The sequence below is a fragment of the Maritalea mediterranea genome (assembly GCF_021568695.1).
GTDB classification, from domain to species: Bacteria; Pseudomonadota; Alphaproteobacteria; order Rhizobiales; family Devosiaceae; genus Maritalea; species Maritalea mediterranea.
On sequence record NZ_JAKGTI010000001.1, the window covers coordinates 1,469,802 to 1,492,285 of the forward strand.

Below are 22,484 nucleotides of genomic sequence, written 5' to 3' on the forward strand. Positions count from 1 at the left end.
GTAGATCAAGAGAAAACGGAGAGGTGGTTATGCTAGATCAGGTTGAAGAAATAAACGCGATTATCGTTGGGGCGAACGGCGGCATTGGGCAAGCGCTCAAACAGAATTTGGCCAATCGTCCCAACGTGAAAAGCATTGAAAGCTTTGATCGCGAGCACTATCCACATTTCGACATCACGGATCCGGAGAGCTTTTCCCCTACGTTTGCTGGCTGGCAGCAGGAAGGGCGAAAGTTCAATCTCGCCATTATTGCCACCGGGGCGCTGATCATTGACGGTGCGCCGCCGGAACGCAGATTTGCGGAATTGGGTGCCCAAAATATGGCCAATCATTTTGCGCTTAACGCCATCGGCCCAGCCATGATGATCCAGCAGCTTCTACCGTTAATGCCGCGCGATGAACCTGCGGTCATCGCCGCACTAACTGCGCGTGTTGGCTCGATCGAAGACAATCATCTTGGCGGGTGGGTGTCCTATCGGGCCGCCAAAACAGCGCTCAACCAAATCGTGCGCACAGCGTCAATCGAATGGACACGCAAGAACCAAGAATCGGCATTGTTGGCGATTCATCCCGGCACGGTAGACACACGACTGACCCAAGACTATGCGCATCCCAAAAAAGTGAGTGCCGGTATCGCCGCCGACAAGATTATCAACTGCATCTACAACGCCAAGCCCCCAATGAGTGGTGGCTTTTACGACAATCAGGGCAAGCGCATACCGTTTTAGACGTGCAGACCCGACTTCAGAATTTGAATTAGGAAGCGAACGTAAGTTTTTGATTTTTAGGGAAAAGTGGCTCCCCGGGCAAGACTCGAACTTGCGACAAAGCGGTTAACAGCCGCTCGCTCTACCAACTGAGCTACCGGGGATCACAATGTGTGTATCTAACGAGTAGATGAGGCGGTGTTTAGCGTTTTTGATCGCGCTTGCCAAGACCTTTTTTAAAAAAATAGCGGCCTTTTTGCAAAAATTTTGTGGCAGCAATTATTAATCGGGATATTGGGCGGCATATCGGCTTTGAAGTGCCAACAAATCGTTCATTCGATTGGCATTTGCGAATGGGTTTTCATCATAAAATTGTTTGAAATCATGCTCTTGGGCATTGAAATGGTGCAAAACCGGGCGAACAGCAAATCCCTCCTGCGATTCCAGTATGCGGGTAATTTCTAGCGCCTGTGACAGTGGCCACAAGCCGCATACAGGATAGATATCCGTCCCATACCGACCGATGATGGGCGCGCGCTTTTCCATTTCATTGCGCACACGCTCAACAAAGTCAGAGGGGAAAAAGGGCCCATCTACTGGCGCGGTCAATATCCAGCTGTGGTCGGGCTGCTGCGCGTGCGAACTTGCCCAGCGTGCGCCGGTATAAATACCGCCCAGCGGCCCGATAGGCGGGTCAAAATGATCGGAAGTGCTGGGCAAGGAAGTCAAGGCGCCATGTTCGTGTGGTCCAACATAAACAAGACGCTGGCATTGCGATTCGAGCCGCTGTTTAACATGGTGCAAAAAGCTTCGTTTGCCTAGGCGAAGGCGCGCTTTGTCCACGCCCCCCAACCGGGTGCCTTCACCACCAGCCAAAATAATGCCAAAAATCTCCATACAAATACTGTGCCTTGGCCAACGGGTCTTGCCTAGAGGAAATATGCAATCAATTGAATTTTGGGGAGAATTTGGAGGCCACGCCCGGAATCGAACCGGGGTACACGGATTTGCAATCCGCTGCGTCACCACTCCGCCACGTGGCCTCAATAGATTGAGCTAGCTATAGCAATCGGGTTAAAATTTCAAGCAAAGTTTGGCAAAAACTTCACGGAAAAGTGAACATCGCCAAAAGGCAGGGTCCCCGCGTGCTGATATCGTCTTGCATCGCGGCTATAAGATGGCTATTGAACAGGTGAACATCAACTTCACATATACGGGTGCTCCAATGGATTTCGAACACGCACGCAAGTCAATGGTGGATTGTCAACTCCGCCCCAACGCGGTCACAGACTATCGCATTCTGGCTGCTATGAGCGAAATCCCGCGAGAAAACTTCGTGCCTGCTGCAAAAAAGCCTTTGGCCTATCTTGATGAAGATTTGCCTTTGGACACGATCGGTGCCCGAAAAATGATGGAGCCTATGTATCTCGCACGTCTCGCCCAGCTTGCCGAAATCAAATCGAGCGATCTGGTGCTGCACGTGGCCTGCAACACCGGTTACGGCACCGCGGTTATAGCGCAATTTGCTGATTCAGTAATGGCCATTGATGACAATGAAGACTTTGTCGAGATGGCGAATGATGCGCTTGCAGATCTTGAAGTTGGTAATGCTGCGGTTTTGGCGGGGGAACTCAAGGATGGCTTGGCCAAAGAAGCGCCCTTCGATGTGATTTTTGTTGAGGGGCATGTAGATGAACTGCCTGAAACCCTGTTCAAGCAGCTCAAGCAGGATGGTCGTCTGGTTTGTGTTGAAACCGAGAATGGTGTGCCAAGCGCTGTCTGCTATGTGAAAAACGCGGCTGGCGTGAGCCGACGGGTGGCATTTAATGCTGTCGTGCCGAAGCTTGTTGCCTTTGAAAAACAAAAAACTTTCACTTTTTAGTCACCGTCCTCTTGAACATTGTGTGAAAATCGCCACATCACGAAACATATATCGGCCCGTAATATCAAATTAACGAAAAGTTAATTTTATTTGCAGGCTGAAATGTGCATACTGGCGGCATAATTGTTCAGGGGTGAGTAAGTTGCTTTTTAAGAAGAGTGTTGTATTTGCAGGGTTTTTTGCCGCTGTAATGAGTAGTGCTGCTCAGGCAGAAAGCCTGACAGAGGCTTTGGCGCGCGCATATGTAAAAAATCCGGCTATTGCGTCGGCTGTGGTCAGCGTGAAGATGGCCTCTGAAGACATTGTGATGCGCAAAGCGGGGCTGCGGCCACAAATCGGCTTATCAGCAACGTCGCAATATAGCTTCACCATGACCAACGGCACCACCACAGATGGTGGCAGCACAACCCTGAATGTTTCATATAATCAACGCCTGTTCGACAATTTGCAAACCACGGCGCAAATCGATCAGGCGCGTGCGTTTGCGGATGCAGCAAAATATGGGCTGCGCAACACCGAACAAAACGTGCTGTTGTCCGCCGCCACCGCTTATATGGATGTGGTGCAGGACACAAATTTGGCCTCCTTGCGCGCAGACAATGTTAAGTTTTTACGTGCGCAGGTCGATAATGCCCGCAGCAGACTGAGTGTTGGTGAGGGAACAAAAATTGACGTCGCGCAGGCTGAAGCCCGTTTGGCGCAGGCTGTGGCGTCTTACAAATCTGCTGTGAACTCGTTGCGGACCTCGCAGGCTGCCTATGTTCGCTGGATTGGCGCAAAACCGTCTGGCTTGAATGAAGATTTCCGGTTTGGCCACATTATGCCAAAAAGCATCGATAGTGCGCTGCAATCTGCCCGTCGAAACCACCCCGCTATTTTGACCGCCCGTGCGCAGGTTGAAGCGGCACGCTATGGAACGGATGCGGCATTGCGCGCTTTCGGACCAACATTGGACCTGATCGGCTCAATCTGTGCCATTGATTGTTTGGGCGGCGGGGCAACGCCGAATGCAACGCAGGGATCAATTCGCTTGACGCTTTCAGTGCCGATTTATCAAGGTGGCCGACTGGGTGCTGCAGCGCGCAAAGCCAATCTCGGCCATATTAAATCTGAGATTGATGCGCAGGTGGCAGCCAATCAGGTTGAAGAGAGCGTGATTTCTGCCTGGTCTGGCCTCCAATCTTCAATTGCTGCAATTGAATCAGCTCAAGCCGCCGTTCGGTCTGGACAAATCGCCTTGGATGGGGTGATTGAGGAACGTAATGTAGGGCAGCGGACGACACTGGACGTGCTTAACGCGCGCGCAGAACTGACCAGTGCCAAGGAGGCTCTATACACGGCCAAGCGAAATCGTGTTGTGGCGGCCTTTTCGTTGATTTCTGCAACGGGACGATTGGATGCGGCATCTCTAAATCTACCTGTTCAGCTTCAGTCCAGCGATGGTTATCGTGCGCGAATTGAAGATGTTTGGGCGGAATTACGTGAATAAGTTCAGTCGTGGATAAGCGCTGATTGGTGCATAGCTGGACTAACGAACAAATATTCATCACAATACTATAATATTAGCGAATCGCGGGAAATCCGCGAATCGCAATTCGGTAGCGGCGGCGATGTATCAACATGTGCTGTATGCGTGTCCTCACCATTTGGTCGGGGCGCATGCGGGGCAAGATTAAATCAACGGATGTTGATACAAATGTTGAATATGTCATGTCGCGTCGATTGGGGTGGAACACGCCGTCGCAATTTCAGGCGTTGACCTTCCCAAATGTAGTAAATGTATGTCGAGTGTTGCTCGAAGGTGAGGCCAATATGAACCAACCTGCGTCTAAAGAACCGTCAATGGATGAAATCCTGTCGTCGATTCGACAAATTATTGCCGACGATGAGCCGCAGCAAGAAGAAGCCGCCACACCACCTGATGATGACGAAGCCGCTGCCCGCAGCGAATTAAGCGCTGCTCTGGGCGAAGTCGATGAAAATGGCGAAGCCACCACAATTGAAGTGGAAGACGGTCCCCACCCCGATATTGAAGCAGCACCGATCGAAAGAAAGGACGTCGCTGCGGAGGCATTGGCTGAAGCGAAACAGTCGCATATCGAGCCAGATGCAGACGCTGAAGAGCCGTTGACCTTGTCGATCGACCAAATGCTTAAACCATCCAACACAAACATTGAACCCGATCCTGCCGACGAGGAATTGATCGCTGATCCCGGCGCGTCAGTGCCAACGCCAGCAGATGATGTGGATATGGCCTCTTTGTTGATGGAAGAGGTGAGTGGGGAGGAAAAAGCACCCGAATCCGCTTTGGATGATGACGCCAAATCAATCGAACAGTCAGTGCCCGACAACGTTTCACAGGTCGTGCCCGACGATATTGCCTTCATCAATGACGACGATAGCGAGGATGACAACGCATCGGACTCTGAAGACAATGCGTTCGCCGGCATGGGCGTTGATGAAGAAGCAGATCCGGCCGAAGATATGGCTGCGGCAATGTTGGCGGCTGAAGCGCCTAGTAAACCTGAAGCGCCAACTCAACAGGCGCAGCAGCCACAACAGCAAACCGCTGCGCAAAGCCCGCTGCCCGACAAAGACCTGTCCAGCGATATCGCTGACAGCCTGTTGGAGCCCACTGCGCAGGCTGCCACCAGCCATGCCTTCAGCCAGCTCGATAATCTGATTATGTCGCAACGCCAAGGGCAGACTCTGGAAGATTTGATCCGCGAAATGCTACGCCCGATGTTGAAATCGTGGTTGGATGAAAATCTGCCCGGCGTGGTGGAGCAGCTTGTGCAGCGTGAAATCGAGCGTGTTTCGCGCGGAAAGCGCTGACCCGGAACACAAATTGACCGCTTAGCGGTTGACTTGTCCCACCAGCTTCGCTTTTAAATCCAATAGACAAATTTTCTCCCGCCCATCACCTGGGCGGGCAAAAGGTAATGGGCAAAATGATCGATAAAAATTATAACCCGCAAGACGTTGAAGGCCGCATCTATGATGAGTGGGTTCAACAAGACACATTTGCTGCAGGCGCTGGCGCAAAAGAGGGGGCAGAGAGCTACTGCATTCCCATGCCGCCCCCAAATGTGACGGGTGATTTGCATGTGGGCCACGCCCTGACCTTTACCATCCAGGATATGATCACCCGTTTTGAGCGCATGCGCGGCAAAAATGTGTTGTGGCAACCGGGCACTGACCATGCGGGCATCGCCACGCAAATGATCGTTGAGCGCAAAATGATGGAGCAGCAATTGCCATCGCGCCGCGAAATGGGCCGGGAGAAATTCTTGGAAAAAGTCTGGGAATGGAAAGAACAATCTGGCGGCACCATTGTTAGCCAATTGCGTCGTCTGGGGGCGTCTGCCGATTGGTCGCGCGAGCGCTTCACCATGGATGATGGCCTGTCCAAAGCCGTGATCAAAGTGTTTACCGAACTTTACAAGCAAGGCCTGATCTATAAGGACAAACGTCTTGTGAACTGGCACCCGGTGTTGCAAACCGCCATCTCCGATCTCGAAGTGGAAAATATTGAGATCAACGGCCATATGTGGCACTTGCGCTATCCGATTGAAGGCACCGATGAAACCATCGTGGTGGCCACAACCCGGCCCGAAACCATGTTGGGCGATACCGGCGTTGCCGTACACCCGGAAGATGAGCGCTACAAACACCTTGTCGGCAAAATGGTGATCTTGCCGCTCACCGGGCGCAAAATTCCGATCGTGACCGACGAACATGCTGATCCGGAGCAAGGTTCCGGCGCGGTGAAGATCACGCCTGCCCACGATTTTAATGACTTTGAAGTTGGCAAGCGCAACAATCTGGAACAGATCAATATCTTCACAGACGATGCCAAGATCAATGATGAGGCTCCTGAAGCCTATCGCGGCATGGACCGGTTTGAGGCGCGCAAAAAGATCATTGCCGACCTCGATGCCCTTGGCGCCTTGGTGGAAGTGGAAGATAAAGTGATTTCCGTTCCCCATGACGAGAAATCCAAAATGGTGGTCATTGAACCCTATTTGACCGACCAATGGTATGTGGATGCGGAAACCCTAGCCAAGCCTGCACTTGCTGCTGTGAAGGAAGGGCGCACCAAATTCGTCCCGAAAAACTGGGAAAACACCTATTATCGCTGGATGGAGAACATCCAGCCCTGGTGTATTTCACGTCAATTGTGGTGGGGCCACCAGATCCCGGCGTGGTACGGCCCGGACGGCGAATATTTCGTTGCTGAGGATGAAGCCGAAGCCCAGGCATTGGCCGACGCCCATTATGGCGCACCAACGCCGATCACGCGTGATGAAGATGTGTTGGACACCTGGTTCTCCTCCGCATTGTGGCCGTTCTCAACACTTGGATGGCCCGACAAAACGCCGGAACTCGAGACTTACTATAAGACGTCGACCTTGGTCACTGGTTTCGACATTATCTTTTTCTGGGTCGCCCGGATGATGATGTTTGGCATCCACTTTATGGATGAAGAGCCGTTTGAAAATGTCTATGTGCACGCGCTGGTGCGTGATGAGCATGGGCAGAAAATGTCCAAAACCAAAGGCAATGTGATCGATCCATTGACCCTGTTTGACGAATATGGCGCCGACGCCACCCGCTTCACCCTAGCAGCCATGGCCGCACAGGGGCGCGACTTGAAACTCGCCATTTCGCGGGTCGAAGGCTATCGCAACTTCGTCACCAAAATTTGGAACGCGGCACGCTTCCTCGAAATGAATGAGTGCAAGCGGGTAGAGGGCTATGATCCGGCTTCGGTCAATTCAACGCTCAATAAATGGATTTTGAGCCGCGCCGCCAAAACTGTTGCCGAAGTTGAACGCACATTGGAAGCCTTCCGCTTCAACGAAGCCGCCAATGCCGCTTATGACTTTGTCTGGGGTACATTCTGTGACTGGTTTGTGGAGCTGGCCAAGCCGGTATTCAATGGCGACGACGAAGAACTGAAAGCGGAAACCCGCGCCACAGCGGCCTATACGCTGGATCAAATCCTCAAATTGTTGCATCCCTTCATGCCGTTTGTGACTGAAGAGCTTTGGGCGCAAACCGGCAAAAACGGCCCGGCCCGCGAGGCGCTGCTGATCGTCAGTGACTGGCCAGAGCTCTCAAATCTGGTGGATGAAGCGGCAGAATCGGAAATGGGCTGGATGATCGATCTGATCACTGGCATCCGCTCGTTGCGCGTGGAGATGAATGTGCCAGCCGGCGCGAAAGTGCCGCTGGTGGTGATCGATGCCAATGATGAATCGAAGGCGCGTCTGGGCATTCAGGATCCAATGATTAAGCGTCTGGCCCGGGTTGAATCTATCGATTTCGCCGATGAAGTGCCCGGTGAGTCCGCCCAATTGGTACTGGGCGAAGCCACATTCGCCATGCCATTGGCCGGCGTGATCGATATTGCGGCTGAAAAAGATCGTCTCAACAAAGAGCTGACCAAACTGGATAAGGAAATTGATGGCGTGGCGAAAAAGCTGGCCAATGAGCAATTTATTTCCAAAGCTCCAGCGCATGTGATCGACGATCAGAAGCAGCGCAAAACCGACGCGGAAGAAAAAAAGGAGCGGGTTGAGGCTGCTTTGGCACGCCTGGGATAATCTGCGCCTACAGCTGTTGCATTTTGGCAACGAAAATCTGAAATTCACGATTCAGTAAGGGTGGCCTCAATTATGCTTTGGGGCCGCCTTTTTTTTAACCAATTCACAGCGCAAAACTGAATATGTTGTGTGAAACAACGGGGCGGATGATGTGCGAAAGGTTGGGCTGCGGCGAATAGAGCCGCCAATTGGACGCGCGCGACCTAAAGTGCCCTTGCATCAAATAGCAGCACGATTAAAAGTTTGAGCAGATATGTGCCTGCTTGCGGGGGAAAGGTTTTTAAAATGGACGCAAAAAACGTAGATAAATCAAAACTGCCAAGTCGCCACGTTACGGAGGGGCCGTCACGGGCGCCACACCGTTCCTATTATTATGCCATGGGGTTGACCTCAGGGCAGATCCACCAGCCCTTTGTGGGCGTGGCCACCTGCTGGAACGAAGCCGCGCCGTGTAACATTGCGCTGATGCGCCAGGCGCAGGCGGTGAAAAAAGGCGTTGCCGCAGCTCATGGCACCCCGCGCGAATTCACCACCATCACTGTGACAGACGGTATCGCCATGGGCCACCAGGGCATGAAGTCCTCATTGGTGTCCCGCGACGTGATCACTGACTCCGTAGAATTGACCATGCGCGGCCACTGCTATGATGCGCTTGTTGGCTTGGCCGGTTGTGACAAATCTTTGCCCGGCATGATGATGGCCATGGTGCGTTTGAATGTGCCATCGATCTTCCTCTATGGCGGTTCAATTCTGCCCGGCAGCTTTAAAGGCAAGCCGGTGACTGTTCAGGATGTGTTTGAAGCGGTTGGTCGCTATTCCGTTGGCGATTTTTCAGACGAAGATCTGGAAGAGCTGGAAAGAAACGCTTGCCCATCAGCCGGAGCCTGCGGCGCGCAATTCACCGCCAACACAATGGCCACCGTGTCGGAAGCCATTGGCCTGGCATTGCCATATTCAGCTGGCGCCCCGGCACCTTATGAAATTCGTGACCAATTCTGCGCCACTGCCGGTGAGCAGGTGATGGAATTGCTCAAGACCAATGTGCGGCCGCGCGATATCGTAACACGCAAAGCACTGGAAAACGCAGCGACCGTTGTGGCCGCTTCTGGTGGCTCTACCAACGCTGCGCTGCACCTGCCAGCGATTGCCCACGAGGCCGGCATTGAATTTGACCTGTTTGACGTGGCCGAGATCTTTAAAAAGACCCCATATGTCGCTGACCTGAAGCCGGGCGGCAAATATGTGGCCAAAGATTTGTTTGAGGCGGGCGGTATTCCATTGCTGATGAAAACTTTGCTTGATCAAGGCTTCTTGCACGGCGATTGCATGACCGTGACCGGGCGCACCATTGCCGAAAATATGGAAAAAGTGCAGTGGAACGATCAGCAGGATGTTGTTTATCCGGCCAACACGCCGATCACCAAAACGGGCGGTGTTGTTGGTCTGTCCGGCAACCTTGCGCCAGATGGCGCGATCGTGAAGGTCGCGGGCATGTCCAATTTGGTCTTTAAGGGACCGGCACGTTGTTTTGACAGCGAGGAAGAATGTTTCAAGGCCGTGACCAACCGTGAATATAAAGAAGGCGAAGTGTTGGTGATCCGCTATGAGGGCCCCAAAGGTGGTCCGGGCATGCGCGAAATGCTGGCCACGACTGCCGCGCTATACGGGCAGGGCATGGGCGACAAAGTGGCATTGATCACTGATGGTCGCTTCTCCGGAGCCACCCGTGGCTTCTGTATCGGCCATGTCGGGCCTGAGGCAGCCGTTGGCGGCCCGATCGGTCTGTTGGAAGATGGCGACGTCATCGAAATTGATGCCAACACCGGCTCGATCACAGTTGATTTGACCGATGAAGAGCTGGACGCGCGACGCAAAAATTGGAAACCACGCGAGACCGATTTCGGTTCTGGCGTAATTTGGAAATATGCCCAGCTGGTGGGGTCTGCGCGCTATGGCGCCTTGACCCATCCCGGCGGAAAGGCAGAGAAGGAGTGCTATGCAGATATTTAGTGCGAATTTGATTGGCGTGGCGCGCGCAACTTTTGTTGCGCTCGCCCTGTCGACATGTTCTGCATGGGCCCAAGATGAAGCGGCAGATATTCTGTCGATCTTTGGGCAGTTTGATACCGATGTATCAAATGAAAATCTGCTTGCCGCATTGGAAGATGCCGCGGAGGCGGGGCAGCCTATTGCGCTGTGGCGCCTCGGCGTTATGTATGAAAATGGTGAAGGTGTGGCACCTGACCGCACCAAAGCCTTCCAATATTTCTCCAAACTGGCTGATGGCCATGCCAACACCCCGCCCAAATCCTTGGAAGCGGATATTGTGGCGCAGAGCTTTTTGAAAGTGGGCGAATATTATCGTGAAGGCGTGCCCGATGCCGGTGTGCCCGCCAATGATGATCTGTCGCGCAAACTTTGGCTGCACGCAGCCTCCTATTTCGGTGACCCGGAAGCCCAGTTTAAAGTGGGTCAGCTTTATCTCGATGAAAACGAATTTGGCTATTCGCCGCTGCAAAGCGCGCGGTGGCTGGCGCTTGCTGCCCGCAAAGGCCATGCCGCAGCGCAGGCGACCTTGGGCAATCTTATGTTCAATGGCGACGGGATTCCAGCCGATCCTGTGGAAGGGTTGATGTGGCTTACATTGGCGGATCGCAATGCCACGGGCACTGAAGAAGAACCTTGGATTGCCGAGCTATTTGATCGCGCGGTCTCCATTGCCTCGCAAGATCAACGCGCGCAAGCCATCGCCGCCGCAGATTCTCTCGGCGGACGATTTGGCGGCTGATGCACCTATTTAAATATTGAAATGGCCGACGACCGGCACATGGTCGGACGGCTTCTCGCGTCCGCGCATATCCTTATGTACCTCAACCGTTTCTAACAAGTCGGCCGCTTGCGGTGACAGCATCAAATGGTCGATGCGGATGCCGTTATTTCGGCGCCAGGCTCCGGCCTGAAAGTCCCAAAATGTATAGGCTTCATCGCCATTTACGGCGCGCAATCCATCGGTAAATCCAAGATTGGAGAGGGCGCGGAACCGTTCCAGACTCTCGGGCCGAAACAGCGCATCGCCCCACCAGGCTTCCACACTATGCGTATCAGCGCCAGTTGGGATGATATTGTAGTCACCTAAAATGATAAATGGCTCTTCCAGCTTCAGGCGTTCGACCGCCCATTTGATCAGCCGATCCATCCAGCCCAGCTTATAGGCAAACTTTTCGCTCTCCACCGGATTGCCATTGGGCAGATAGATACCTGCCACGCGCACCGCGCCCTCGGGACGTGAAATCACGGTTTCGATAAAACGAGCCTGCTCGTCGCCATCGTCGCCCGGCAGGCCGCGATTGACTTCGTCAAAAGGATGAAGCGAGAGCAGGGCGACCCCGTTAAAACTCTTCTGGCCATGTGTCTCCACATTATAGCCAAGCGCCTCAATTGCCTCGCGCGGAAAATTCTCATCAATGCTTTTGATTTCCTGCAATGCCACAAGGTCTGGCTTATATTCATTTAGCCAATATTCAACCTCATTAAGGCGCGCTTTGATGCCATTAATGTTCCAAGTTGCGATTTTCACAATGCTTTTCCGATCCGAAAGGAAGTTGCCACGCGAGTCGCAATCATCCTATCGAGGCAGGGGGTGGAAGACAATCATGAGTTGGTGAAACTACACGGCAAAGCTGGTGCCGCAGCCGCAAGAGGCGACCGCATTTGGATTGTTGATCTGGAAGCTTTGACCAATCAGGTCTTGCACAAAGTCGATCTCCGCGCCTTGCATAAATTCAAGGCTGAGCGAATCGATCAGCACCGTGGCGTTTTTCTTTTGCAGCACAATATCGTCTTCATTGGCGCTTTCCTGCACCAGATTATATTCATATTGGAAGCCGGAACAGCCGCCACCGGAAACCGCAACGCGCAAAACCGTGCCTTCCGGCTGCTTTTCCAGGATTTTCGCTATGCGCTCGGCGGCGCGATCTGTAAGCTGAACCTGTGTTTCTGCCATTTGCGTGTCAGACATTTTCCCTATCCTTATCCTGATGGCTTTTAATGAAACCATCCGATTGCTAACACATAGATAAGCGTCATCATCGCCTTTGAAAAGAACCCTAAGGGGATAAAGGGTACAAATTTATGTCATCACAGCTCAACCTTGCCTCTTATGCAGCCGATCCGTTCAACAGTTTGGGGCGGCGCCATCAGACGGACGACAGTGCCACACGGAATGAATTTCAGCGTGACCGCGACCGGATTATTCATTCCAACGCTTTCCGGCGGTTAAAGCACAAAACCCAAGTCTTTCTACATCATGAGGGCAATCATTACCGCACAAGACTGACCCACACGCTGGAAGTGACCCAAATCGCCCGCTCAATCGCGCGTTCACTCAATCTGTGTGAGGACTTGGCCGAAGCCCTGGCCTTGGCCCACGATCTTGGCCACACTCCGTTCGGCCATGCAGGCGAGCGCGTGCTACACGAAAAAATGCACGACCTTGGCGGGTTCGACCATAATATCCAGGCCCTGCGCCTGGTGACCCGGCTGGAAAATCGTTATGCGGAGCATGATGGGTTGAACCTGACTTGGGAAACACTGGAGGGCATTATCAAGCATAATGGTCCACTGATGGATAGCGACGGCAAGCCCACACCAAAATATCAAAAGGAAGGTTTGCCCGGCGGGCTGGATGAGCCATGGGCCATCGCTGACTTGCGCTATGACAGTTATGCCAGCCTTGAAGCCCAGGCTGCCGCTATTGCAGACGACATCGCCTATAACGCCCATGATATTGACGATGCTTTGCGGGCCGGGCTGTTGTCGCTGGATGAATTGCGCGATGTGCCGCTGGTCGGCCCGATTGTGCGAGAAGTGCAGGGGAAATATCCGCTGGTCGACGAGGATCGCCAGACACACGAGGTTGTGCGGCGTTTGCTCACCCGCACCATTGAAGATGTGATTGCCGATGCCAAGGCGCGATTGGCGGCAGCGAACATCGAGACAGTGGAAGACGTTCGGCAAGCAAACCAAACCCTGATTGGCTTTTCGCCCCAAATGGCGCAAGCCGAAAAGGGCCTGAAAAGCTTCCTGTTTGCCAAGGTTTATCGCCATAAAAGCGTGATGGATCAGGTCGACAAGGCGCAACATATTGTCTCTAATTTGTTCGACGCCTACCTCGATGGTGAAGTTTTGCCTGGCGAGTGGAAAGAACGTGCCAAAGTCATCGAAAAACAGAAGATGCCGCGCCTCGTTTCTGACTTTATCGCCGGCATGACCGACCCTTATGCCACCGCGGAATATAACCGTTTGTTTGACGCGGACGAGGATTTCCGCTAACCGCAATGCGCTAACAACAAAATGGACTGAACCTCAATGGATTTATTCGCTTTATATCAATCGCGTATTGCAGATGCTCTATCTGCATTGTTCCCACAATTGGCCGAAACACCGGATGTGTTGCGCCGATTTGTGGTTGAGCCGCCACGCGATGCGTCTCATGGCGATATGTCCACCAATGCGGCCATGGTGCTGGCCAAGCCGCTCAAGTCCAATCCACGGGCCATTGCCGAGCAACTGGCTCAAAAGATTGGCGCTTTTGAGGGCGTCGAGTCCGTCGATATTGCCGGACCCGGCTTCATCAATATGCGGCTGTCGCCCAGCGTGTGGCAGGATGTGATCGCCACCATCAATGAAGAGGGCGACGAATTTGGTCGCCCAAAAGAAGCGCCCAGCGGCAAGGTGAATGTCGAGTTCGTATCCGCCAACCCGACCGGCCCTTTGCATGTGGGCCACACGCGGGGCACCGTTTTTGGCGATGCCTTGGCGCGGCTGATGGCGTTTTCTCGCTATGATCTGTCAAAGGAATATTACATCAATGATGCGGGTGGCCAGATTGACGTCTTAGCCAAGTCCGCCCTGCTGCGCTATCGCGAGGCATTGGGGCGGGATATTGGGGAAATCCCTAAAGGGCTTTATCCAGGCAAATATCTGATCCCGGCGGGCGAAACACTGGCCAAACAGTTTGGCGACGAGCTTCTAAACATGGATGAAGCCGCCGCCGTCGCGAAGATCAAGCCGATTGTGCTTGACGAAATGATGGCGTTGATCAAGGCTGATCTGGCCAAACTCGGTGTGCATCACGACCATTTCTTCTCGGAAAAGCAGTTGCACGGCGAAGATGGGGACATCCATAAAACGCTAGATTGGTTGCGTGACGAGGGGCTTGTCTATCAAGGCACCCTTGAGCCGCCCAAAGGTAAAACGCCCGAAGATTGGGAAGACCGCGAGCAAACCCTGTTTAAAGCCACTGACTTCGGCGATGACACAGATCGCGCTTTGGTGAAGTCTGACGGCTCTTACACCTACTTCGCAGCCGACATTGCTTATCACCGCAACAAATACCTGCGCGGCTTTAACGAGCAGATTGTCGTGCTGGGTGCTGATCATGCAGGCTATGTGAAGCGGTTGAAGGCCGCAGGCAAAGCCGTGTCCGGTGGTGAGGCCAATGTGGATGTCAAGATTTGCCAGCTGGTAAATTTGCTGCGCAATGGCGAGCCCGCCAAAATGTCCAAACGGGCAGGGACCTTCGTCACCCTTGGCGATCTGGTGGATGAAGTCGGCCCCGATGTGGTGCGCTTTATCATGCTTTTCCGCAGAAATGATGCGCCGCTGGACTTTGACTTTGATGTGGTCACAGCCCAAACCCGAGACAATCCGGTGTTCTATGTGCAATATGCCCATGCCCGCGCTTGCTCGGTGTTTCGCAACGCCAAGCGTGACCTGCCGGACCTGGATATCTCCTTGGAGGCATTGAAGAAAGCGGACTTGAGCCTGCTGAGCGATCCAGCCGAAATCGAGCTGATTAAAGTGGCCGCACAGTTCTCCCGCGTGATCGCCGGGGCAACGGAATCTCATGAGCCACACCGGGTTGCTTTCTATGTACATGACCTTGCCAGTGCGTTTCACACCTTCTGGACCAAGGGGAAAGAACGGCCAGAGTTACGATTTGTTAACCTTGATGAACAGACAATAACATTGTCGCGACTCGCTTTGGTGAATGCAGTTCGGCAAGTATTGGGAAATAGCCTGAAGATTTTGGGCGTTTCAGCGCCTGAAGAGCTATCATAATTCAGGCACAATGCTATGCTGATCTACCTTCGGGGCGAATGCTTATTCTAACTATAGGGGCAGCGCGGTTGCGCGCTGACCATTAAATGGCAGATTCAAAAAAACCTGCAGACCAAGACCTCGATCAGTCTGATGATCTGATTGCCGAATTGGCCCGCATTGTGGCAGACGATGCAAAACGCGCATCCGTGTCACAGTCTATTGAGCAGCGTGCGCAAAAAGAGCGCCCGACAGAAGAGCGAAAGCCAACCGTCTCGTCTGGAACTGAATCAAGTTCAGCAAAATCCTCTGCTTTTTCTGGTCAGCGAGATCGTCGTGAGCAACGTCAGGAGCCAACGTTCGCCACGCCCGCGGAGCCGAAAAAGCAAGAGCCTGCGGAGCCTCAATCAACTGATCCTTTCGAGTTTGACTTTGCCAGCAGCTACCGTGCCGAGCGCGAACAACAGCAGGAAACACCGTCTCGTCTGAGTGAGGATGTGGAACGGCTGGTGGCTGAAGCGGAGCGTGAGCCTCGGCCTGAGCCTGTAGCCCCACAAGCCCAGACAAGAGAAGAACGGCAGTCTGCTGAAGCGTTAAAGCAAGAAGTGAACGCGGCCGCTGAAGTAGATGAAATCGCCGAACTCATTTCCAAAGCAGATGAAACAGGCGGTGCGCCGCAATCATTATCTACTCAGGATGTAGAGGCTGAACAGCTGAAACCTGTTGAACCGCAATATGATCACGAAAGTGATGCTCTTTTTGCGGACGAGCCTTATATGGAACAGGAAGAGGTTGCGGATCAGCAACCACAGGCAGAAGCAGCCACACCAGCAATGGCAGCAGAGAAATCTGAGCCGAAAACGCACCAGGTGCAGGCACCTGCTGCGGTGGAAAACGATCCTTTGGCCGAAATCGAACGGTTGATACAACACACATCCGGCGGTCAAAAGGGCAGATCACCCCATTCTTACCTGGAAACACCTGGAGATCAGACCGGACGCGACCGCAGTCAGGACGAGGATCCCACAAGCGCCGCGGAAGCCGCCATTTTGGCGGCAATGGCCGCAGCGCGCCCGGCATCGGATGCTGCAGAGCCCCCAAAAGCAAAAGCACCAGTTGGGCCAGCACCAGAAGCTGCGCCGACCCCCGCTGCCGAAGCGGCACGGCAATCGAGCGCGCCCTATCTGAGTGACGCGCAGGGCATGCCCCAAAATGGCCAGGGCGGCAGCCAGGTGAAGGCTGATAATCATCGCAACAAATTGCCTTTTTACGCTGGCGGCATCGCCGCGCTCCTGTTGCTGGGGCTAGGCGGCGTAACCGTTTGGAACTTTATTGGTGGTGAACCGGACGGCGATGTGCCGTTGGTTACGGCACAAAACACTGACGTGAAGCAGACACCTGAAAACACAGACGAAAACACCGATTCACCGACGGTTTTCTCTGCGCTAGAGGGGCAACCTGAGGATACATCTTCCGAACAAATTGTCTCTCGGGATGACACGGGCGGCGCGTCCGGCGAAGGCGTATCGCGCGTCATTACGCCGTCCAGCAACAATCAGGACAGCTCAAGCGGTCTGACCAACCGAAAAGTCAAAACGGTGACTGTGCTCGCAGACGGGACCATCGTTACGGGTGACGAAGCGTCAGCAGGGGCCCAGCAATTGCCAGATATTCGTCCGAATGTGCCAGACGTGTCCGGTGGTCAGAGTGAAGGAACACCGCTTTCTGACGATCCGATCGGCCAGGCGATCCAAAGTGCTGAAAATGCCGGGGAAGCCCTGACAGACGTGGCTGAAGGCACCACTGAACAGTCCGGTACGGAGAGCGGCGAACAAAGCGCAACTGATGCAAATGCTTCTGAAGAGGCCGCCAGTGAGCAAGGAACGGGCGAGGAGACTGCCACGACCGAGGTGGCGACCGCGCCAACACCACCCGCGCGCCCTCAAGGCTTGGGGACAGACCAGCCATTGGCCTCCGCGGTGCTGAACAATCCGGCCCCGACGATCAACACCTCCGGTGATGATCAGCCTCTGGGGTTGGTGCCCGATTCGCAACCTGCCACCCCTGCACCGCAAACAAGCTCAGCCCCGGTCAACGCCACGACAAACCCGGTGAGTGCGCCATTCTATGTTCAATTGGCATCTCAGCGCAGCCCTGAAGCTGCTCAGCAAACTGTTTCGACAGTATCGCGCCAATATGCCAACGCACTAGGTGGCCAGACAGTGGGCGTCAACCGCGTCGATTTGGATGACCGCGGTACTTTTTATCGTGTCTTGGTGCCTGCCAACTCGATCGAGGCTGCCAACGCGATCTGCAACAATGTTAAGGCATCTGGCGGCGATTGCTTCGTGCGCAACAACTAGGTTCTGACCCTAAGTTGCCCAATCGCGCATAAAACAGTTGATGAACGCAGGGCTTTATTGACCCTGCGCTTATCTTTGCGCCATGATTTCTGTTCAGGCCGCAAGGATAAACAACCAATGTGCCCCAATATGCCCATGCAGGATGAAGAGTTCACCCAACAGCCGGAGCCGCGCCACAGCGTGATGTATGTGGACGTGAAGGGCTATGAGGGCCCGCTTGATTTGCTGCTCGACCTTGCGCGCAAACAGAAGGTCGACTTGGCGCATATCTCCGTGCTGTCGCTTGCTGAGCAATATTTGGGCTTTATCGAAACCCTCAAGGAACGTCGCATCGAGGTGGCGGCAGACTATCTGGTGATGGCCGCCTGGCTGGCCTATCTGAAAAGTCGATTGATGGTGCCGCATGACGATGAAGATGAGGAGCCCAGCGGCGAAGAAATGGCGGCCTTGCTGCAATTTCGGCTCAAGCGGTTGGAGGCAATGCGCGATGCCGCTGGCAAATTGGTAAGTCGACCGCGATTGGGCCGAGAAATTCATCACAGGGGTGACCCTGAAACGATTATAACCACCAAAACAAACCAGTGGCAGGCCACCTATTACGATTTGCTGCGGGCCTATGTGATACAGCGTGAAAAATCTTTCCCGCAGGACTATGCGGTAAAGCAACGCACGGTGTGGTCATTGAGCGAGGCTGAAGAAATTCTGGAACGTTTGATCGGGCAATCATTGGATTGGGCGCCGTTGCACGCCTATCTGGCAGATTATCTGGCTTCGGACGAGGAGCGGGTGACGGCCTTGGCTTCCTCATTCACCGCCAGTTTAGAAATGGTGCGACAGGGCCAAATAGAAATGCGCCAATCCTCACCTTTTTCGCCGCTGATGGTTCGGCGGCGTGCGGCCAAAACGCCAGACGATAACTAATGCTTGGACAGTTTTCTGAAAGTTGCTAGATAAGGCAAGGATTGCCCAACGAAAGGGCGCACAACTTGTCAAACGAGCGTCGAAAGCGATTTCATGGACCAAAACGACCAACATAGCGATATTCACACGCGCAATTTGCGGGTGTTGGAAGCTTTGTTGTTCGCGGCGAAAGAACCGCTGGGGGCGGAGGATTTACGACCTTTTCTGTCCGAAAATGCAGACATCGCCGATTTGCTCGACCAGTTGCAGCAGCGTTATCAGCATGCCGGGATTAATCTTGTGCGGCGGGGTGAAAAGTTCGCTTTCCGAACTGCTGAGGATTTGTCCTATCTACTGCGCCGGGATGACGTTGAGCAAAAACCCTTGTCACGCGCGGCCTTGGAGACCTTGTCCATTATCGCCTATCACCAGCCGGTCACCCGCTCGGAGATTGAGGAGGTGCGCGGCGTCGCAACCTCCAAGGGCACACTGGATGTGTTGATGGAAGCGGGATGGGTGCGCATGCGTGGCCGCCGGCGGACGCCAGGCCGTCCCGTCACTTATGGCACAACACTCGAATTTCTTGACCATTTTGGCCTGGAGCAGATATCCGATCTGCCTGGCCTCAATGAGTTGAAAGGTGCAGGGCTACTGTCCTCCAATCTGCCGCCCGATTTCAGCGTGCCTAAGCCGCGAGATGGGGCATTAACCGAAGATGAGGATCCGCTTGAACCCGATGATGCTGGCGACGACCTGCTGAGTGAACTCAACACCGCCCAAGACCCGGACAAAAACTGATTTATGACCCAATCCAAATTGGAAACAAGGCCCGCCAAATCTGATGTAAACTGGGGCCCTCGCGGCACGACGGGCATCAGTTTCGCTGCGGCCCTGGAGTTTCAGGACGTAGAGTGCAACGTGGGCAACAGCCATGTGCTGCATAAAACCAGCTTCGAAACGGCGCCGGGTGAAATCTTATGCCTGTTGGGCGAAAGTGGCTCAGGCAAATCGACCATTTTGCGCGCAGCCGCTGGCCTGCAGGAAATTGACGATGGGCGTATTCTGATCAACAAACGTGTTATGTCTGCCAAAGGTGTTACCGTACCGCCGGATAAACGTGGCATTGGCCTGATGTTTCAAGACTTTGCTTTGTTTCCTCATCTCTCCATTTTGCAAAATGTAGAATATGGGTTGAAGTCTCTGGGCAGGGAGGAGGCGCGCAAACAGGCGCTGCACGCACTTAAAAGGGTTGGTCTGGATCGACGTGCTGATGATTATCCGTCGCAGCTCTCTGGCGGACAACAGCAGCGTTTGGCTCTGGCGCGCTCCATCGCGCCTAAGCCCGGTCTTTTGCTGTTGGATGAGCCTTTTTCTTCGCTGGATGCGCGCCTGCGCGAAAGTGTGCGGGCGGAAACGCTCGCCGTGCTGCGTGAAACGCAGGCGACCTGTATTTTGGTCACCCATGACCCGGAAGAAGCGATGATTTTCGGGGATAAAGTTGCACTGTTGCGCGATGGGCAAATTGCGCAGATTGGGACGTCGGACGAAATTTACAATCAGCCCAAAGATCTTGATGTGGCGCGTTTCTTCTCGCCCATCAGCGAGATTCCCACAATTGTGCATAATGGCGTGGCAACCACACCGTTCGGCAATGTGGACGCGGCTGGTCGGGCTGACGGGACCCGCGTCATCGTAGCCATGCGCCCAATTGGCGCAGTCTATATCGACACCAGCGGCAAAGGCACGCCGGGCCGTATTGTGGCAAAGCGCGATGCGTTGGGCGTTGATACGCTGGAGGTTGCCGTGGCGGGCATCGACAACACAATTCGTTTGCGCCAACCAACCAATGTCAATATTCGACCTGGTTTGGATGTAAATATTGCGATAAATCCCGAACACGTGCTTGTGTTTGATGCGATTTAACAATATTTGATGGTGTGTAGATCGAATTGAGATCACCAGTTGAAGGAGTAAGAGAATGAATCCGGGTCCATGGGGTATTCTCATCATCGCCATCGCCGCCTTGCTATTGTTTGGCCGCGGTAAAATTTCAGGCATGATGGGCGAAGTCGCTTCCGGCATCAAAGCCTTCCGTAAAGGCATGCAGGATGACGATGAAAAGACCGGCGAGATCGAGAGCAATAAAACTGTCGAGTCTACCGCTACTGAGAAAGAAAAAGAAAAAGAGAAGCAGGGCTAATCACTTAGCCAAGCTGATTTGCCTTTAATCGGCGAAAATTCATATGAGGAGCGCTATGCTCAATATCGGCTGGAGCGAGATGTTGATCATCGCGGCAATTGCATTGATTGTCGTGGGGCCAAAAGATTTGCCCGCTTTGTTGCGCCAATTGGGCAAGGTCTTTTCCTCTGTGCGTCGCATGGGCAACGAATTCAAATCAGAGCTGAACAAAGTGGCAGCAATTGATGAATTCAAAGATGCCAAGAAGTCACTCACTGATCCGTTGAATCAAACGTCAAAACAAATTTCTGACGAGTTCAACAAGGTGAGCGAATCTGGCGTTGAGCCTACAGGCAAAATCAAGCCGAAGGTTGAGGGGAGTGAAAGCGTCGCTGATGAAATTCGCGAGGCGGCGGGGCTTCCCCCTGTGCCACAGCCTGATCCCGAAGCGGCAGCAGCTTCAATGAAAGAGGCGGTGAAACGCGGGCAGGAGCGGGCCGCGGAAGCTGCGGCACATGCTGAGCAGGTTAAGGCCGCTGCCAAGGAACGTGTTGCGGCGGAAAAAGCCGAAAAGGCGAAAGCCGCCACCGCAACGACCAGCGCACCAGCCACCAAAACAGCGCCGAAAAAAGCCCCGGCACGTAAGCGGGCCAGCACGGCGACCAAAACAAGCAGCACCACACGCAAGAGCAGCACGGCCAAACGGGCGTCAGCGCCGCGCAAAACAGCGGCCAGCACCTCCACCAGTGCCGCGAAGAAACCTGCCGCTAAAAAGCCGACAGCCAAAAAGCCCGCGGCAAAAAAAACAACAACAGCTGCGGCGAAGAAGCCGGCACCCCGTAAGACCACGGGTGCCAGCGCCAGCAGCAAGAAGGAGCAATCATCATGACCGAGCTCCTTGACGATCAGCAAAAACGTCAGGAATCTGACGATCAGGAGATTGCTGAAAGCGAAGCGCCATTGATGGAACATTTGGTCGAGCTGCGCCAGCGCTTGATCTATTCCTTGGCGGCCATCGCTGTTTTCTTTGTGGTGGCATTTTTCTTTGCCAGCCAGATATTCAACGTGTTGCTTGGCCCGTTTGAACGCGCGGTGGGCAACATCGAAGATGTGGAACTGATTTATACGGCACCACAGGAATTTTTCTTCACCCAGTTGAAGGTGGCGCTGTTCACGGCCATATTCCTGGCCTTCCCGTTGATCGCGACCCAGATATATCGCTTCATCGCGCCTGGGCTGTATAAGCGTGAACGCAAAGCGTTTTTGCCCTTTATTGTGGCCACACCAATTCTGTTCGTGCTGGGCGCAAGCCTTGTCTATTTCGGCGTGATGCCGTTGGCCCTGAAATTCTTTATTTCATTGGAACAAACTGGCTCTGGCCAGGCGTCAATCCAGATGGTCACGCGGGTATCTGAATATCTGTCACTCACCATGACATTGTTGCTGGCCTTTGGCTTTTGCTTCCAGTTGCCGGTGGTTCTGGTGTTGCTGGCCACAGCGGAATTGATCAGTTCTGACAATCTGAAATCCTGGCGCAAATATGCCATTGTTGGCATTTTGACCTTGGCCGCGTTCTTAACGCCGCCAGAGCCGATGACGCAGATCGGTTTGGCTGTGCCTGTATTTCTGCTCTATGAGCTGTCGATTTTTGCCGTTCGCTTTGTGGAGCGATCGCGCAAACCTCTTGAGACCGACACAGATTCCAGCAACTAATCATAAAAATAATAGCGGCAAACTGCCGGA

The 22,484-nt window shown here is 53.7% G+C and carries 19 protein-coding genes and 2 tRNA genes; 16 read left to right on the forward strand and 5 right to left on the reverse strand.

Features of this window, described 5'->3' with window-relative positions; translation table 11 throughout:
- Nucleotides 1-29 precede the first annotated feature (29 nt).
- Nucleotides 30-728: an SDR family NAD(P)-dependent oxidoreductase gene (locus L1I42_RS07155; protein WP_236113795.1), complete on the forward strand. Its 699-nt coding sequence runs from the start codon at nt 30-32 to the stop codon at nt 726-728.
- 67 nt (nt 729-795) lie between these two features.
- Here L1I42_RS07155 and L1I42_RS07160 read toward each other — a convergent pair.
- The 3 genes from L1I42_RS07160 to L1I42_RS07170 all read right to left on the reverse strand — a co-directional run bounded on the left by L1I42_RS07160 (nt 796) and on the right by L1I42_RS07170 (nt 1,750).
- Nucleotides 796-871, reverse strand: a tRNA-Asn gene (locus L1I42_RS07160).
- 118 nt (nt 872-989) lie between these two features.
- Nucleotides 990-1,604: a molybdenum cofactor guanylyltransferase gene (mobA, locus tag L1I42_RS07165; protein ID WP_236113796.1), complete on the reverse strand. Its 615-nt coding sequence runs from the start codon at nt 1,602-1,604 to the stop codon at nt 990-992.
- A 72-nt stretch (nt 1,605-1,676) separates the two neighbouring features.
- Nucleotides 1,677-1,750, reverse strand: a tRNA-Cys gene (locus L1I42_RS07170).
- A 182-nt stretch (nt 1,751-1,932) separates the two neighbouring features.
- Between L1I42_RS07170 and L1I42_RS07175 the strand changes: the two genes are divergently transcribed.
- The 6 genes from L1I42_RS07175 (at nt 1,933) to L1I42_RS07200 (ending at nt 10,986) form a co-directional block, all read left to right on the forward strand.
- Entirely contained in the window at nt 1,933-2,589 is a 657-nt protein-coding gene (locus tag L1I42_RS07175) for a protein-L-isoaspartate O-methyltransferase family protein (protein WP_236113797.1), read from the forward strand.
- Nucleotides 2,590-2,779: 190 nt separating this feature from the next.
- A complete protein-coding gene (locus tag L1I42_RS07180) occupies nt 2,780-4,078 on the forward strand; it encodes a TolC family outer membrane protein (protein WP_236113798.1) in 1,299 nt (432 codons plus the stop codon).
- A 323-nt stretch (nt 4,079-4,401) separates the two neighbouring features.
- Nucleotides 4,402-5,424: a DUF2497 domain-containing protein gene (locus L1I42_RS07185; RefSeq protein ID WP_236113799.1), complete on the forward strand. Its 1,023-nt coding sequence runs from the start codon at nt 4,402-4,404 to the stop codon at nt 5,422-5,424.
- A gap of 116 nt (nt 5,425-5,540) precedes the next feature.
- A complete protein-coding gene (locus tag L1I42_RS07190) occupies nt 5,541-8,198 on the forward strand; it encodes a valine--tRNA ligase (RefSeq protein WP_236113800.1) in 2,658 nt (885 codons plus the stop codon).
- Between the two features lie 285 nt (nt 8,199-8,483).
- Nucleotides 8,484-10,208, forward strand: coding sequence for a dihydroxy-acid dehydratase (gene ilvD / locus L1I42_RS07195; protein WP_236113801.1), 1,725 nt, complete (start codon nt 8,484-8,486; stop codon nt 10,206-10,208).
- Nucleotides 10,195-10,986 carry a tetratricopeptide repeat protein gene (locus L1I42_RS07200; protein ID WP_236113802.1) on the forward strand — a complete coding sequence of 264 codons (792 nt, stop codon included), beginning with the start codon at nt 10,195-10,197 and terminating at the stop codon, nt 10,984-10,986. The genes ilvD and L1I42_RS07200 overlap by 14 nt, the downstream gene beginning before the upstream one ends.
- Nucleotides 10,987-10,995: 9 nt before the next feature.
- On the opposite strand, the gene xth is transcribed toward L1I42_RS07200, so the two are convergent.
- Together xth and erpA are read right to left on the reverse strand one after the other, a co-directional pair.
- Complete coding sequence (gene xth, locus L1I42_RS07205; protein ID WP_236113803.1) at nt 10,996-11,775, reverse strand: exodeoxyribonuclease III; 780 nt, start codon at nt 11,773-11,775, stop codon at nt 10,996-10,998.
- 90 nt (nt 11,776-11,865) lie between these two features.
- Nucleotides 11,866-12,201 carry an iron-sulfur cluster insertion protein ErpA gene (gene erpA / locus L1I42_RS07210; protein ID WP_236114186.1) on the reverse strand — a complete coding sequence of 112 codons (336 nt, stop codon included), beginning with the start codon at nt 12,199-12,201 and terminating at the stop codon, nt 11,866-11,868.
- Nucleotides 12,202-12,329: 128 nt separating this feature from the next.
- Between erpA and L1I42_RS07215 the strand changes: the two genes are divergently transcribed.
- From L1I42_RS07215 to tatC, 9 genes are all read left to right on the forward strand, one after another.
- Nucleotides 12,330-13,529: a deoxyguanosinetriphosphate triphosphohydrolase gene (locus tag L1I42_RS07215; protein WP_236113804.1), complete on the forward strand. Its 1,200-nt coding sequence runs from the start codon at nt 12,330-12,332 to the stop codon at nt 13,527-13,529.
- A 36-nt stretch (nt 13,530-13,565) separates the two neighbouring features.
- On the forward strand, nt 13,566-15,320 hold the full coding sequence (argS, locus tag L1I42_RS07220) for an arginine--tRNA ligase (RefSeq protein ID WP_236113805.1): 1,755 nt from the start codon (nt 13,566-13,568) through the stop codon (nt 15,318-15,320).
- A gap of 86 nt (nt 15,321-15,406) precedes the next feature.
- A complete protein-coding gene (locus L1I42_RS07225) occupies nt 15,407-17,662 on the forward strand; it encodes an SPOR domain-containing protein (RefSeq protein ID WP_236113806.1) in 2,256 nt (751 codons plus the stop codon).
- A 117-nt stretch (nt 17,663-17,779) separates the two neighbouring features.
- Complete coding sequence (locus L1I42_RS07230) at nt 17,780-18,583, forward strand: segregation and condensation protein A (protein WP_236113807.1); 804 nt, start codon at nt 17,780-17,782, stop codon at nt 18,581-18,583.
- A gap of 93 nt (nt 18,584-18,676) precedes the next feature.
- Nucleotides 18,677-19,360 (forward strand): SMC-Scp complex subunit ScpB, encoded by a 684-nt coding sequence (gene scpB / locus L1I42_RS07235; RefSeq protein WP_236113808.1) that lies wholly within the window; start codon nt 18,677-18,679, stop codon nt 19,358-19,360.
- 3 nt (nt 19,361-19,363) lie between these two features.
- Complete coding sequence (locus tag L1I42_RS07240; protein ID WP_236113809.1) at nt 19,364-20,485, forward strand: ABC transporter ATP-binding protein; 1,122 nt, start codon at nt 19,364-19,366, stop codon at nt 20,483-20,485.
- Nucleotides 20,486-20,540: 55 nt separating this feature from the next.
- Nucleotides 20,541-20,762 carry a twin-arginine translocase TatA/TatE family subunit gene (locus tag L1I42_RS07245; protein WP_236113810.1) on the forward strand — a complete coding sequence of 74 codons (222 nt, stop codon included), beginning with the start codon at nt 20,541-20,543 and terminating at the stop codon, nt 20,760-20,762.
- A gap of 55 nt (nt 20,763-20,817) precedes the next feature.
- Nucleotides 20,818-21,630, forward strand: a complete 813-nt coding sequence (gene tatB / locus L1I42_RS07250; protein ID WP_236113811.1) for a Sec-independent protein translocase protein TatB — start codon at nt 20,818-20,820, stop codon at nt 21,628-21,630.
- Nucleotides 21,627-22,454: a twin-arginine translocase subunit TatC gene (gene tatC / locus L1I42_RS07255; RefSeq protein WP_236113812.1), complete on the forward strand. Its 828-nt coding sequence runs from the start codon at nt 21,627-21,629 to the stop codon at nt 22,452-22,454. The genes tatB and tatC overlap by 4 nt, the downstream gene beginning before the upstream one ends.
- The last annotated feature ends 30 nt before the right edge of the window (nt 22,455-22,484 follow it).